The sequence below is a fragment of the Salinivibrio sp. AR640 genome, assembly GCF_001995405.1.
Taxonomy (GTDB): Bacteria; Pseudomonadota; Gammaproteobacteria; order Enterobacterales; family Vibrionaceae; genus Salinivibrio; species Salinivibrio costicola.
In genome coordinates this window covers 15,658-30,763 of the sequence record NZ_MUFD01000015.1, presented here as the reverse complement: position 1 = coordinate 30,763, position 15,106 = coordinate 15,658, and the positions used below count along the sequence as shown (strand labels likewise).

The following is a 15,106-nucleotide window of genomic DNA, read 5'->3' as shown; positions in this document are numbered from 1 at the left end:
TTATCTATCAGCATGGCTCACCTAAATTACAACCACCTGTACTACTTCTGGATGGTCTGCAAGCAAGGTTCAATCACCCAAGGGGCGGATAAGCTTTGTTTAACACCACAAACCGTTACTGGGCAAATTCGGGCTCTGGAACAGCGCTTAAATGGTAAGCTCACTAAACGCAATGGGCGCTACGTAGAGCCCACAGAACTCGGCCAGCTGGTTTTTAAATATGCTGATCGTATGTTTGGCCTGAGCTACGAATTGCTAGATATTGTCAATTACAGCCAGCAAGAGAATATCTTATTCGATGTAGGGGTTGCTGATGCATTATCGAAGCGGCTGATTAGCCAAATTCTCTTGCATGCGATACCTCACGATAACGCCATCCACCTGCGCTGTTTTGAATCCACGCATGAAATGCTGCTTGAGCAACTCGCAGAGCATAAATTAGATATGATCCTTTCAGATTGCCCGATAGATTCGACCCAACAGGCCGGCTTATTTAGCGTCAAGTTAGGTGAAAGTAGCATGAGCTTATATTCCTCAAACCCTGCAGAAGACCTCGATGTGCCGTTACCCATACGTTTAGCGACACAGAAAGTCTTAATTCCTAGCAAATCGACCGCAATGGGACGTAAGTTAACGCAGTGGTTTGATCAACAAGGCATCGTACCTAATATCCTGGGAGAATTTGACGATTCCGCCTTAATGAAAGCGTTTGGGATTAGCCATCAAGCGTTATTTATTGCGCCTACGACCTATGCTGAGGAAGTTACCCGTTTGGGTCAAGCGATACAAATTGCTGAGCTAAGTATGGTAAAAGAGGAATATTTCGTCATCTTTGCGGAACGTATGATCCAGCACCCAGCGGTAAAAAGGATTTGTGAGGCAGATTACAGTCACTTGTTTGTTTAATTACAAGCTAGCATAAAGATCGTGCTAGACTCGTGCCATTGAGTATTAACTGATGATGGAAGTTGAATGGATTTAGCCCGCATGCAGCAGAATGGGCCTAAGGCAGTCAGCCTGCTAAAAGCCATGGCCAATGAAAAACGCCTTTTTATTCTGTGTTATTTACTACAAGGTGAATTGTCGGTGGGGCAGTTAGTGGAGCGGGTTCCTCTGAGCCAGTCAGCCTTATCGCAGCATCTTGCTTGGTTACGAAAAGATGGTCTGGTGACAACGCGCAAAGAGGCGCAGACGGTATATTATTCGCTAAAAAGTGATGAAGTCGTCGCTGTCATTCAGCTTTTACATGACCTCTACTGCAGCGAAACCGCAAATTAGCACCTAGGTAAGCAACAAGTGATAAGCAAAAAAAAACCGGCCAGGGCCGGTTTTTTTTATCTATAAGCAAAGAGCAATCTTACAGCGCTTTAATTTGTGCTGAGAATGCTGCTTTGTAACGAGCTGCTTTATTCTTGTGGATCATGCCTTTAGTGGCTGAACGATCAAGAATAGGCTGAACTTGTGCAAAAGCAGCAGTTGCCGCTTCTTTGTCGCCTGCAGCAATTGCTGAAGCAGTTTTCTTCATATAGGTGCGCATCATAGAGCGACGGCTTGCGTTGTGCTGGCGACGCTTTTCAGACTGGATCGCACGCTTCTTAGCAGATTTGATATTCGCCAAGGGTCTAACTCCCAAATCTTTTTGTTCGGTGACATTTCAAGGCGGAGGACTATGCCTCTTTTTGCCTCTATTGTCAATTCATTTGTGCAAAGATCCGCCGCTCCAAGGTAGTATTGGCGCTGCGGGGTTATCACAGTTAATATGGCGGCTGATTCTATCAGCATTTCAGCCCCGACGTCACCTATATTTCGATTTGTTCTCCCTTTCGGCGTATCGCCAGGGGCGAAAAAGTAGAAGCAACGCGCGCATCGGGCACGTGTTTTCAAGAGGTAACCGTGAGTAAGCGACTTTTACGCTCTGGGCTCATCGTGAGCACCATGACATTAGTGTCCCGTGTTTTAGGATTGGTGCGCGATGTTGTCATTGCCAACTTAATGGGCGCGGGTGCGGCCGCCGATGTCTTTTTCTTTGCCAATAAAATCCCTAATTTTTTGCGTCGTCTATTTGCCGAAGGGGCATTTTCACAAGCGTTTGTGCCGGTATTAACCGAATACCAGGCGCTTGATAAAGATGATAACACCCGAGCCCACTCACGTGAGTTGGTGGCCAATGTGGTCGGCACGCTTGGTGGGCTGGTCACTGTTGTGACATTGCTCGGTGTGGTCGGTTCGCCCGTTTTAGCCGCGTTGTTTGGTACCGGTTGGTTTGTCGATTGGCTAGACGGCGGGCCTGATGGTGCAAAATTTGAGTTGGCCAGCTTGATGTTGAAAATCACTTTCCCCTATTTGTGGTTTATTACCTTTGTTGCGCTATCGGGGGCTATCCTTAACACGCTGAATAAATTTGCAGTTTCCAGCTTTACGCCGGTGTTTTTAAACGTTGCGATTATTGCTGCGGCGATCGGTCTATCCCCGCATTTGGCACAACCTGAAATAGGCCTTGCGATCGGTGTGTTTGCAGGCGGTGTGATTCAACTTTTGTTCCAACTGCCTTTTTTAGCGCAAGAGGGGATGCTCGTGCGGCCTAAATGGGGATGGCATCATCCCGGCGTTGTCAAAATTCGACAGTTAATGATCCCAGCATTGTTTGGGGTATCCGTCAGTCAGATTAATCTGTTATTCGATACCTTTATTGCTAGCTTCTTAATGACGGGTTCTATCAGTTGGCTGTATTACTCCGATCGTTTATTAGAGTTCCCACTGGGGTTATTTGGCATTGCGATTGCGACGGTGATCTTGCCCGCGTTATCCAAAAAACATGTCGATAAATCGGCGGATCAGTTTGCTGCGACCATGGACTGGGGCGTACGTATGGTTCTGCTACTCGGGATCCCCGCCATGGCCGGATTGATTGTGCTTGCCAAGCCCATGTTGATGGTGTTGTTTATGCGGGGTGAATTTGGTGTACCTGACGTGGAGGCGGCCAGTCTATCTCTGGTGGCTTATGCCTGTGGTTTGGTCAATTTTATGGTGATCAAAGTCCTGGCGCCTGGTTATTATGCGCGCCAAGATACTAAAACACCGGTCAAATACGGTGTCATCGCAATGGTCAGCAATATGGTCTTTAACGCGATTTTTGCCTATTTCTTCAGCTACGTGGGGCTAGCAATGGCCACGGCCTTATCGGCGCTGATTAATGCAGGCCTGTTGTATCAAGGGCTACACCGTCGTCATATTTATCGCCTTTCTCGAGAAACAGTGATGTTTATTGTTAAGTTACTGGTGGCTGTTTGTGCCATGGTTATTGGGCTTTATGTTTTAATGCCAAGTTTGTCACAATGGGTGGCCATGCCATTATTCTCTCGCAGCATTAGCTTGGCTGGCTGTATTCTTGGCGGGGGGAGCCTCTATCTGATCACGGCAGTGATGTTTGGTGTGAGATTAGGCGATATCCGCCACCGAGGATGATGGTAAGCGCGGAATATCAATCCAGGGCTGATTGCCAGCGCTGACTAGTATATAATCCGCCAGTTTTTATAGTTCAAATAGTCAGCAGGCGATGGAATTAATTCGAGGCATTCACAATATCCGGGCCAAACACCGAGGCTGTGTACTCACCATCGGTAACTTTGATGGTGTCCACCTTGGGCACCAAGCGGTCTTGCGCCAAGTGGTCGAGAAGGCCAGGGCCCTCGATTTGCCTGCGACTGTCATGCTGTTTGAGCCTCAACCGCTCGAATTGTTTCAAGGCGATCAGGCCCCTGCACGTTTATCCCGGCTGCGCGACAAATATACTCAGCTGGCTAAGTTAGGCGTGGATAGGCTTTTGTGTGTCAGCTTTACACCAGCATTTGCCGCCATGAGCCCGGATGCTTTTGTTGATCGCTTGTTGGTCAATCAATTGGGTGTTAAGTTTCTGGTAGTGGGTGACGACTTTCGCTTTGGCCTCAAGCGTGCCGGTGACTTCTCTCGATTAGAGCAAGCCGGGAAAGCGCATCACTTTGCGGTGGTGAGTACCGAAAGCTTTTGTGTCAGCGACCGACGGGTGAGTAGCACCGCTATCCGAGATGCGCTTCTCGCGGGCCAGTTAGAGGCGGCAGCCGATATGTTGGGGCGACCCTACAGTATTTGCGGGCGGGTCGCGCATGGGCGAAAGCTTGGACGCACGATCGGCTTTCCTACCGCGAATGTGCTGCTTAAGCGGCGAGTCTCTCCTGTATCGGGTGTGTACGCGGTAACCGTGTCCGGTGCGCGTGCAGGGCAATCTTTGCCGGGCGTTGCCAACGTGGGTAATCGACCGACGGTCAATGGCACCCATCAGCAGTTAGAAGTGCATCTATTCGATCAAACGCTCGATTTATACGGCAAACAATTAGAAGTTAGCCTACTGCACAAATTGCGTGATGAAACCAAATTCGCGTCAGTAGACGCATTAAAAATGCAAATTCAACGAGATGCATCGGCAGCGCGTGCGTGGCTGGCTGATGGCAATAATGTCTAGAGTAACCTCCATACGGAATCAATAATCAATGAGTGACTACAAAGATACCTTAAACCTGCCGGAAACTGCGTTTCCGATGCGAGGTAATCTTGCTAAGCGCGAGCCTGATATGCTCAAGCGTTGGTATGATGAAGATCTTTACGGTGCAATCCGTCAAGCGAAGCACGGCAAAAAAACATTTATTTTGCACGACGGCCCTCCGTACGCGAACGGCAATATTCATATTGGTCACTCTGTTAATAAAATTCTCAAAGACATTATTATTAAATCGAAAACGCTGGCGGACTATGACGCACCGTATGTCCCTGGCTGGGACTGCCACGGTCTACCTATCGAATTGATGGTAGAGAAAAAAGTGGGCAAGCCGGGTCAGAAAATCTCCACCGCCGAGTTCCGTGAAAAATGTCGTGAATACGCGGCCAAGCAAGTGGAAGGTCAAAAAGCCGACTTTAAACGTCTTGGCGTGTTAGGTGAGTGGGATAAGCCCTATCTCACCATGGACTTTAACACTGAGGCCAGCATCATCCGTGCCTTGGGTAAGATTGCTGGGAATGGCCACTTGCACAAAGGGTTTAAACCGGTTCACTGGTGTACGGATTGTGGTTCAGCCCTTGCCGAAGCCGAAGTCGAGTATCAAGACAAGACCTCCCCATCGATTGACGTCATGTTCCGTGCGGTCGATGAGCAGGCGCTCGTGAACACCTTTACCCTTGCAGGTGAGCATCAAGGCGAAGGGCCTGTTTCGGCGGTGATCTGGACGACGACGCCTTGGACTCTGCCGGCTAACCGCGCCGTTGCTGTGTCCGCGGATCTGGAATATGTGCTGGTGCAAGTCGAAGGCGAGCAGCCACAGCGCTTAATTCTGGCGGCAGAGTTGGCCAAAGACGTCATGGATCGTGCTGGTATCGAGCACTATCACAACCTTGGTTTTTGTAAAGGTGAAGCGTTAGAGCTGCAACGTGTTCAACACCCATTTTATGATTTTGACGTGCCGGTGATCCTTGGCGATCACGTGACAACTGAGTCGGGTACGGGGGTTGTCCACACTGCGCCTGGACACGGCCAAGAAGACTTCGTGGTGGGGAAAAAATACGACCTAGAAGTGGCCAATCCTGTGGGGAGCAATGGTGTGTATTTACCTGATACACCACTGTTTGCCGGTCAGCACGTGTTTAAAGCCAATGATAATGTCATTGAAACGCTTAAAACGCACGGCGCGCTGCTGCATCATCATGCCTATGAACACAGCTATCCGCACTGCTGGCGCCACAAAACGCCGATTATTTTCCGAGCGACGCCACAATGGTTTATCGCCATGGATAAAGCCGGTCTGCGAGATAAAGCCTTACAAGAGATCAAAAACGTTGAATGGATCCCGGACTGGGGGCAAAGCCGCATTGAATCCATGGTTGAAGGCCGTCCAGACTGGTGTATTTCTCGTCAGCGTACCTGGGGCGTACCCATTGCCCTGTTCGTTCACAAAGAAACGTCAGAGCTTCATCCCGATACGATTAACCTGATTGAGCAGGTTGCACAGCGGGTAGAGCAATCGGGCATTCAAGCGTGGTGGGATTTGGATCTTAACGAACTGCTTGGCGATGAAGCAGACCAGTACGAGAAAGTGTTGGATACGCTCGATGTATGGTTTGATTCAGGCGCGACGCACTATGCGGTGGTTAACCAGCGTGACGAGTTCAACGGCCAAGAAGCTGACATGTACCTCGAAGGGTCGGATCAGCACCGTGGTTGGTTCCAATCATCGTTAATGACCTCGGTCGCCATCAAAGAGAAGGCCCCGTATCGAAAAGTGCTGACTCATGGTTTCACCGTTGACGGCAAAGGCCGCAAGATGTCGAAATCTTTGGGGAACACCATCGCGCCGCAAGACGTGATGAACAAGCTGGGTGCCGATATTTTGCGTTTATGGGTGGCATCAACCGATTACACGGGTGAGATCACCGTCTCGGATGAGATCCTAAAACGCAGCGCCGATGCGTATCGTCGTATCCGCAACACCTCGCGTTTCTTGCTGGCTAATCTACATGGCTTTGATCCTAAAACCGACTTGGTTGCCCCAGACGTTTTGGTCGCGGTCGATCGTTGGGCGGTGGGACGTGCGTTGGCGGCACAGCAAGAAATTACAGAAGCATTTGAAGCCTGTAATTTCCACCAAGTCACGCAACGCTTGATGCAGTTCTGCTCGATTGAGATGGGCTCTTTTTATCTCGATATTATTAAGGATCGCCAATACACCGCGAAAGCCGGCAGCCATGCGCACCGAAGCTGCCAAACGGCACTGTTCCACATTGTCGAAGCCTTGGTCCGTTGGATGGCTCCTATTATGTCGTTCACGGCGGATGAAATTTGGAATGAAATGCCGGGTGAGCGTAGCAAGTTTGTCTTTACCGATGTCTGGTATGACGGCCTGTTTGATCTTGAAGACAGTGCTGCCCTTAATCAGGCGTTCTGGGCGAAATTGTTAAACGTACGCGATGCGGTCAATAAAACGCTTGAACAGGCCCGTAACGAAAAAGTCATTGGTGGCTCACTAGAAGCCGAAGTGACCTTGTATGCGCCCGCCGATTTTGCCGAAAAACTGCGCTTAATGGGCGATGAACTTCGCTTTGTGCTGTTAACGTCAAAAGCAACTGTGGTCGCCGGTGAAGCCCCAATATCTGCGACGAAAACGGATGTTGAAGGCCTTGCTGTTGAGGTGACGGCTTCAAGTGCGGCGAAGTGCGAACGCTGCTGGCATCACGTCGCCGACGTGGGCACCATTGCTGGCCATGAAGAGATCTGTGGCCGTTGTGTGACCAACATTGCAGGAGAAGGCGAAACTCGCCAATTTGCGTGATGCAGACTCTTTCCCTCTCGCAATCAGGATGGCGCTGGCTTTGGCTGGCGCCTCTGGTGTTTGCGCTCGATATTGGTAGTAAGTGGCTGGTGATGCAAACCATGGAATACGGGTTTGCTAACCGCATTGAACTGTTGCCTTTTTTTAATCTTACCTACGTGCACAACCATGGCGCAGCCTTTAGTTTTTTGAGTGATGCTGGAGGCTGGCAGCGTTGGCTGTTTAGCGTGATTGCACTAGGAGTCAGTGGCTTACTGGCTTATTGGATGCGGACTACCCCGGCAAGCCAACGGCTGATCAATATTGCCTACGCGATGATCATCGGCGGCGCATTGGGCAATTTGTTCGATCGGCTTGTTCATGGTTATGTCATCGACTTTTTAGATTTTTACATTGGCACATCGCATTGGCCGGCGTTTAACTTGGCGGATTCCGCGATTTGTTTGGGAGCGGCGTTGGTGATTCTGGAAAGTTTTCGCCAGGACGCGTCATCGACCAAGCAGGGATAATGCGTATCTATCAGCACACTCTGACTTGCAAAAAGGATGAATTATGAAAGCGATCAGCGCCGCTAGCGAAGTGATTATGCATTTTACCATCAAACTTGAAGATGGCTCGGTGGCCGATACCACCCATAATGCGGGGAAGCCAGCGAAATTGGTGATGGGAGACGGCAGTCTGACCGAAAATTTTGAAAACTGCTTGTTGGGCTTAAAAGAAGGCGCCTCGAGCAGCTTTACCTTAGCGCCTGAAGATGCCTTTGGGCAGCCAAACCCTGATAATATTCATCATATGGACCGTCGTCATTTCGGAGGAGAAACACCCGCCGAAGAAGGGGCGATCATTGCGTTTAGTGGTCCTCAAGGGCAAGAAATTCCCGGAATTATTACCGCGGTCTCTGGCGACTCAGTCACCGTTGACTTTAATCATCCTTTGGCGGGTAAAACCGTCATTTTTGACGTTGAAATTATAAGTGTGCAATAAGGCGTAGTCATGAAGATCCTACTTGCTAACCCCCGTGGCTTTTGTGCGGGCGTCGATCGTGCAATCAGTATTGTTGAACGCGCGTTAGAAATCTATCAACCGCCGATTTATGTGCGTCATGAAGTGGTGCACAACCGCTTCGTCGTGGAAGGGTTAAAGCAGCGTGGGGCGATTTTTGTTGAGCAGATCAGCGAAGTGCCTGACGACAGTATTGTGATCTTCTCTGCACACGGTGTATCACAAGCGGTGCGGAACGAGGCGAAATCGCGTCAATTGACCGTGTTTGATGCCACCTGTCCATTGGTGACCAAGGTCCATATGGAAGTGGCGCGCGCAAGCCGCAAAAACATGGAAGTGGTGCTGATAGGCCATGCGGGCCACCCAGAAGTGGAAGGCACCATGGGTCAATACGCCAGCGAAACGGGTGGCATGTATTTGGTTGAAACTCCAGACGATGTCTATACCCTCAAGGTCAACGATCCAGATAACCTACACTATGTCAGTCAAACCACACTGTCTGTGGATGAAACGGCAGATGTGATTGATACCTTGCGGCAGGTATTTCCCAATATCCAAGGCCCGCGCAAAGATGATATTTGTTATGCCACACAGAACCGCCAAGATGCAGTACGCGATCTTGCGCAAAGCTGTGATGTGATGATTGTCGTTGGATCGAAAAATAGCTCAAATTCAAATCGCCTCCGTGAGCTTTCTGAAAAGCTAGGTACGCCTGGGTATTTGGTCGATACAGCACAAGACATTGCCCCCGCTTGGTTAGACGGCAAGCATACCGTTGGGATCACGGCAGGAGCATCGGCGCCTGAAGAGCTGGTGAATCATATTATCGAGCGCATCAAGCAGCTTGGTGCCACAGAGGTTGAAAATCTCTCTGGACGAGAAGAAAACATGTTCTTTGAAGTGCCGAAGGAATTACAAATTCGTGAGGTCACTTAACCGTGATGATCCAGACCAAAACGGGAAGCGAAAGCTTCCCTTTTTTTCGCCAATATACAAGTGCCAGGGAACGCGCTAGAGTGGTCAGTTATGATCAAGGAGCCAATTTGCTGGCAAAGTGACAAAGGGGAAAATCATGGTACGTATTGCCATTGCAGGCGCGGCTGGACGAATGGGCCGCAACCTTATTCAAGCGGTTGCACAATACTCGGGCGCAACATTGGGGGCGGCGAGTGAGCGCCCTGAGTCTAGCCTAGTAGGCACAGATGCGGGTGAGTTGGCAGGGATTGGCCGTTTAGGGGTTAACGTAGTGGACGACCTTGCCAATGTCAGTGACGACTTCGACGTGATTATCGACTTTACCGCACCGTCGGCCACGATGGCGCATTTGGCGTTATGCCAACAGCAAGGTAAACAATTAGTCATTGGCACCACCGGGTTTGACGAGGCGCAAAAACAAGCCATTCATGAGGCCGCTGAGTCAACTGCCTTAGTCATGGCGCCCAACTACAGTGTGGGGGTGAACCTAGTGTTTAAGTTGCTCGAGCAAGCCGCCAAAGTGATGGGGGAGGAATGCGATATTGAAATTGTTGAAGCCCACCACCGCCATAAAGTGGATGCCCCTTCAGGCACAGCGCTAGGTATGGGCGAAGCGATTGCGGGGGCAATGGGGAACAACCTCAGCGATGTGGCTGTCTATGCGCGAGAAGGGAATACCGGCGAGCGCAGCAAAGACGAGATTGGTTTTGCCACCCTTCGAGCCGGTGACATTGTTGGCGAACATACTGCGATGTTTGCCGATATCGGTGAGCGTGTTGAGATCACGCATAAGGCCTCAAACCGTAATACCTTTGCCAAAGGCGCGGTCCGTGCAGCGGTTTGGCTCAATCAGCACCCGTCGGGTTTTTATACCATGCAAGATGTCCTCGATTTAAAATAACTATTCATCGCGCTTCGGCGCGATGTTTTTTTATCACACCGAAAACGGCCTGCCTGCTGGTTTCACCTTCTCTTTTGTCTCTGTAGTTTATCGGGCTTATCCCTGCTTACGTGAGTGAGTTGTTCCTTGTGAATCATTAACTGTCCAAAGTAAACGTTTGCTCTGATGATTTGTTTTTTTTAGGTCTTTCCCCCCTGATGCATGATTAAAATAAACGTATTCGGGTCGTTTTTTGCACGATAAGGTCGGTTTAGGCTGTATGTTATGGCGGTTTATATGAGCAATCGTATTGAGTGACGAATAAAAGAAAGAAAAATAGGGCGCTATAATTGACAGCTACGCTACGCATCCCTAGAATGCGCGCAATTTGTCAAAATTCAGCTTGACGCGGGTTTTGATCTTAGATGGAATACCTAGATGCAAGTTTAGTCGTTAAAAGTGCATTGTTATATAAACTGGAGGTTGTCTTGAGCAAGTTTGCGCTCTTAGTCCTAGAAGATGGGACAGTGTTCCACGGTACCCCGATCGGCGCGGATGGCTCCGCGGTGGGAGAAGTGGTTTTCAATACCTCGATGACGGGGTATCAAGAAATTGTTACCGACCCCTCTTATTCCCGTCAAATCGTCACTCTTACTTATCCCCACATTGGCAACACCGGTACCAATACCGAAGACGAAGAATCCTCCCAAGTTCACGCTCAAGGCCTCGTGATTCGTGATCTTCCTCTGTTAGCTAGCAACTTCCGCAATCAACAATCCCTTTCTGATTACCTCAAGCAACACAACATTGTTGGCATTGCCGACATTGATACACGCAAGCTCACCCGTTTGTTGCGTGAAAAAGGGGCGCAAAATGGTTGCATTGTCGCTGGCGACAGCGTGGATGAAGCATTGGCTTTGGTTAACGCGCAAGATTTTCCTGGCCTCAAGGGCATGGATCTCGCCAAAGAAGTGACCACTGAGGAAAGCTACAGCTGGACACAAGGCTCTTGGCAACTTCATCAAGGCTTACCCGATGCTTTACCTGATAGTGAATTGCCTTATCACGTAGTGGCGTATGACTTTGGTGCTAAACGTAACATTTTGCGTATGCTGGTTGACCGTGGCTGTCGTTTGACGGTGGTGCCTGCCACCACGCCCGCAGACGAGGTGCTGGCGATGAATCCGGATGGCGTTTTCCTATCCAACGGTCCTGGCGATCCAGCCCCGTGTGACTACGCGATTGCGGCGACGCAAACCTTCTTAGCGAAAGGCGTGCCTTTATTTGGTATTTGCTTGGGCCACCAAATTTTAGCACTGGCGAGCGGTGCTAAGACGGTGAAAATGAAATTTGGCCATCATGGTGCCAATCACCCGGTGAAAGATTTAGACCGAGGCGTGGTGATGATCACCAGCCAAAACCATGGCTTTGCGGCCGATAAAGATAGCTTGCCAGACACATTGCGGGCGACCCATGTGTCTTTGTTCGATGGCAGCTTACAAGGCATTCATCATATTGAAAAACCCGCCTTTAGCTTCCAAGGCCACCCAGAGGCAAGTCCAGGACCGCATGATGCGGCGCCTCTTTTTGACCATTTTATCGACCTTATCAAACAACATCGCGCCTAATCGGAGTCGTTGAGCATGCCAAAACGCACAGACATAAAAAGCATTCTAATCCTGGGCGCAGGCCCGATTGTCATCGGCCAAGCCTGTGAATTTGACTACTCGGGGGCACAAGCGTGTAAAGCGCTACGCGAAGAGGGGTACCGGGTTATTCTCGTGAACTCGAACCCAGCGACTATCATGACTGATCCCGAAATGGCCGATGCGACCTATATCGAGCCGATTCAGTGGCAGGTAGTGAAACATATTATTGAGAAAGAGCGCCCCGATGCGGTGTTACCGACCATGGGCGGTCAAACGGGATTAAACTGTGCACTGGATCTCGAGCGTCACGGCGTACTGGCGGAATTTGGCGTAGAGATGATTGGTGCAACAGCCGACGCCATTGATAAAGCGGAAGACCGACACCGTTTTGATGAAGCGATGCGCAGCATTAACCTTGAGTGTCCGCGTGCGGGCATTGCCCACAGTATGGATGAGGCGTACAAGGTACTCGACGAAGTGGGTTTCCCTTGTATTATCCGTCCTTCATTTACCATGGGCGGCACCGGTGGCGGTATTGCCTACAACCAAGAAGAATTTAAAGACATTTGCGAGCGAGGCTTGGATTTGTCGCCAACCAACGAGCTGTTGATTGATGAATCCTTGATTGGTTGGAAAGAGTACGAAATGGAAGTGGTGCGGGATAAAAACGATAACTGCATCATTGTCTGCTCGATTGAAAACGTCGATGCGATGGGTGTCCACACTGGTGATTCGATCACCGTCGCGCCCGCCCAAACGTTGACCGATAAAGAATACCAATTGATGCGCAATGCCTCCGTGGCTGTGCTGCGTGAAATCGGTGTCGAAACCGGTGGGTCAAACGTTCAGTTTGGGATTAACCCTAATAACGGGCGCATGGTGATCATTGAGATGAACCCGCGTGTCTCGCGTTCATCAGCCTTAGCATCAAAAGCAACCGGCTTCCCGATTGCCAAAGTAGCGGCCAAATTAGCGGTTGGCTTTACCCTTGATGAGCTGATGAATGATATTACCGGCGGCGCCACACCGGCCTCATTTGAACCGACCATTGATTACGTGGTCACGAAAATCCCACGTTTTAACTTTGAAAAATTTGCTGGCGCTAATGATCGACTGACGACCCAGATGAAATCCGTGGGCGAGGTGATGGCCATTGGCCGTAACCAACAAGAATCGTTACAGAAAGCATTACGCGGTCTAGAAACCGGCGCGTCTGGTTTTGATGAGATGGTCAACCTGGATGATGATACCGCATTGACGCGTATTCGCCATGAGCTGAAAGAGCCGGGCGCCGAGCGGATTTGGTATGTCGCGGATGCCTTCCGTGCCGGCATGTCGGTCGATGGGGTTTTCAACCTCACTAATATTGATCGCTGGTTCTTGGTACAAATTGAAGACATCGTCAAACATGAACAACAAGTCCGAGAGCATGGGTTTGCTGGCCTTAATGCGGTCGCGCTGCGCCAATTAAAACGTAAAGGTTTTTCCGATGTGCGCTTGGCGAATCTTCTCGGGGTGTCTGAAATTGAAGTGCGCAAACTGCGGGATAAATTCAACATCCATCCGGTCTACAAACGCGTTGATACGTGCGCAGCTGAGTTTTCCTCTGATACCGCGTACATGTACTCAAGCTATGATGATGAATGCGAATCGCAACCAACCGATAAAAAGAAAATCATGGTTATCGGTGGTGGGCCGAACCGTATCGGACAGGGCATCGAGTTTGATTATTGCTGCGTCCATGCTTCGTTAGCGCTGCGCGAAGACGGCTATGAGACCATCATGGTGAACTGTAACCCTGAAACCGTCTCTACCGACTATGATACTTCCGATCGCCTCTACTTTGAGCCAGTGACCTTGGAAGATGTGTTGGCGATTGTTCGGGTCGAAAACCCTGAAGGGGTGATTGTTCAGTATGGTGGCCAAACCCCACTTAAACTGGCTCGAGCGCTAGAAGCAGCTGGGGTGCCGATCATTGGTACCAGTCCTGATGCAATTGACCGCGCGGAAGACCGTGAACGTTTCCAAGATGCGGTAGATCGCCTAGGGCTGAAACAACCTGCCAACGCCACCGTGACGGCATTAGAGCAGGCGGTGGAAAAAGCGAAAGAGATTGGCTACCCACTGGTGGTGCGTCCGTCTTATGTGCTTGGGGGACGGGCGATGGAAATCGTGTATGACGAAGTGGATTTGCGTCGCTACTTTAATGAGGCCGTGAGTGTGTCGCATGAATCCCCTGTCTTGCTCGATCACTTCCTTGATGACGCGACCGAAGTTGATATTGATGCCGTGTGTGACGGTGACATTGTTGTCATTGGTGGCATTATGGAGCACATTGAGCAAGCGGGGGTGCACTCGGGCGATTCGGCGTGTTCACTGCCTGCGTATACGCTGAGCGATGACGTTCAAGACCGGATGCGTGAACAAGTACGTAAATTAGCCTTAGAGCTTGGTGTACGCGGCTTGGTGAATACCCAGTTTGCGGTGAAAGATGATGAAATTTATCTGATTGAAGTAAACCCGCGGGCTGCACGAACGGTTCCATTTGTGTCTAAAGCGACAGGAGTGCCGCTGGCGAAAATTGCTGCTCGCGTCATGGCAGGACAATCACTTGCCGAGCAAGGGTTCGTGAACGAAGTGATTCCACCTTACTATTCCGTGAAAGAGGTGGTACTCCCGTTTAATAAGTTCCCAGGCGTGGATCCTTTGCTTGGGCCAGAAATGCGCTCAACCGGTGAAGTGATGGGCGTGGGCGATACCTTTGCTGAAGCGGTTGCTAAAGCGGATTTAGCCTGTGGCAAAGCCTATAGCGAAAGCGGGCGAGCTTTGTTGTCGGTTCGCAACAACGATAAGCAGCGCGTGGTTGATCTGGCCGCGAAGCTGCTGAAACTTGGCTTTGAGCTTGATGCCACCCACGGCACTGCCGTTATTCTGGGAGAAGCGGGGATCAATCCGCGCCTTGTCAACAAAGTGCACGAAGGACGCCCGCACATTCTTGACCGCATCAAAAACGGTGAGTATAGCTATATTGTCAATACCACCGAGGGGCGCCAAGCGATTGAAGATTCAAAAGTCTTACGTCGTGGTGCGCTGGCCGCCAAGGTCAACTATACCACCACATTGAATGCGGCCTTCGCCACGTGCATGGCGCTAACGGCGGCCGACATCACCAAAGTGAATCCGGTGCAATCGCTGCACGCACGAGTACTGACCAAGTCTTAACCCCGATGAGACGTTAATAAGCAGCC

At 50.2% G+C, this 15,106-nt stretch carries 12 protein-coding genes; 11 read left to right on the top strand and 1 reads right to left on the bottom strand.

The annotated features are described in order from the left end of the window. Positions 1-12 precede the first annotated feature (12 nt). Both nhaR and BZG75_RS09070 read left to right on the top strand, forming a co-directional pair. Positions 13-906: a transcriptional activator NhaR gene (gene nhaR / locus BZG75_RS09075; protein WP_077576779.1), complete on the top strand. Its 894-nt coding sequence runs from the start codon at positions 13-15 to the stop codon at positions 904-906. Between the two features lie 66 nt (positions 907-972). Continuing rightward, a complete protein-coding gene (locus BZG75_RS09070) occupies positions 973-1,278 on the top strand; it encodes an ArsR/SmtB family transcription factor (protein ID WP_077576778.1) in 306 nt (101 codons plus the stop codon). 79 nt (positions 1,279-1,357) lie between these two features. Here the strand turns inward: BZG75_RS09070 and rpsT are convergent, their stop codons facing one another. Continuing rightward, the gene (gene rpsT, locus BZG75_RS09065) at positions 1,358-1,618 is read right to left on the bottom strand and encodes a 30S ribosomal protein S20 (RefSeq protein ID WP_021023304.1); all 261 of its coding nucleotides are present in this window, start codon (positions 1,616-1,618) and stop codon (positions 1,358-1,360) included. Between the two features lie 275 nt (positions 1,619-1,893). Between rpsT and murJ the strand changes: the two genes are divergently transcribed. The 9 genes from murJ (at position 1,894) to carB (ending at position 15,080) form a co-directional block, all read left to right on the top strand. Beyond that, a complete protein-coding gene (gene murJ, locus BZG75_RS09060; protein WP_077576777.1) occupies positions 1,894-3,465 on the top strand; it encodes a murein biosynthesis integral membrane protein MurJ in 1,572 nt (523 codons plus the stop codon). Positions 3,466-3,556: 91 nt separating this feature from the next. Further along, positions 3,557-4,498, top strand: coding sequence for a bifunctional riboflavin kinase/FAD synthetase (gene ribF, locus BZG75_RS09055; RefSeq protein ID WP_077576776.1), 942 nt, complete (start codon positions 3,557-3,559; stop codon positions 4,496-4,498). A gap of 28 nt (positions 4,499-4,526) precedes the next feature. Continuing rightward, entirely contained in the window at positions 4,527-7,352 is a 2,826-nt protein-coding gene (gene ileS / locus BZG75_RS09050; RefSeq protein WP_077576775.1) for an isoleucine--tRNA ligase, read from the top strand. Next, entirely contained in the window at positions 7,352-7,861 is a 510-nt protein-coding gene (gene lspA, locus BZG75_RS09045; protein ID WP_021023300.1) for a signal peptidase II, read from the top strand. Before ileS ends, lspA begins: the two co-directional genes overlap by 1 nt. 43 nt (positions 7,862-7,904) lie before the next feature. Further along, positions 7,905-8,336: an FKBP-type peptidyl-prolyl cis-trans isomerase gene (gene fkpB, locus BZG75_RS09040; RefSeq protein ID WP_021023299.1), complete on the top strand. Its 432-nt coding sequence runs from the start codon at positions 7,905-7,907 to the stop codon at positions 8,334-8,336. Positions 8,337-8,345: 9 nt separating this feature from the next. Continuing rightward, positions 8,346-9,290 carry a 4-hydroxy-3-methylbut-2-enyl diphosphate reductase gene (gene ispH / locus BZG75_RS09035; protein WP_077461723.1) on the top strand — a complete coding sequence of 315 codons (945 nt, stop codon included), beginning with the start codon at positions 8,346-8,348 and terminating at the stop codon, positions 9,288-9,290. Positions 9,291-9,426: 136 nt separating this feature from the next. Further along, complete coding sequence (gene dapB / locus BZG75_RS09030; protein ID WP_077576774.1) at positions 9,427-10,230, top strand: 4-hydroxy-tetrahydrodipicolinate reductase; 804 nt, start codon at positions 9,427-9,429, stop codon at positions 10,228-10,230. Between the two features lie 467 nt (positions 10,231-10,697). Next, positions 10,698-11,837 carry a glutamine-hydrolyzing carbamoyl-phosphate synthase small subunit gene (gene carA / locus BZG75_RS09025; RefSeq protein WP_077576796.1) on the top strand — a complete coding sequence of 380 codons (1,140 nt, stop codon included), beginning with the start codon at positions 10,698-10,700 and terminating at the stop codon, positions 11,835-11,837. 15 nt (positions 11,838-11,852) lie between these two features. Next, positions 11,853-15,080, top strand: coding sequence for a carbamoyl-phosphate synthase large subunit (gene carB, locus BZG75_RS09020; protein WP_077576773.1), 3,228 nt, complete (start codon positions 11,853-11,855; stop codon positions 15,078-15,080). Positions 15,081-15,106: the final 26 nt, after the last annotated feature.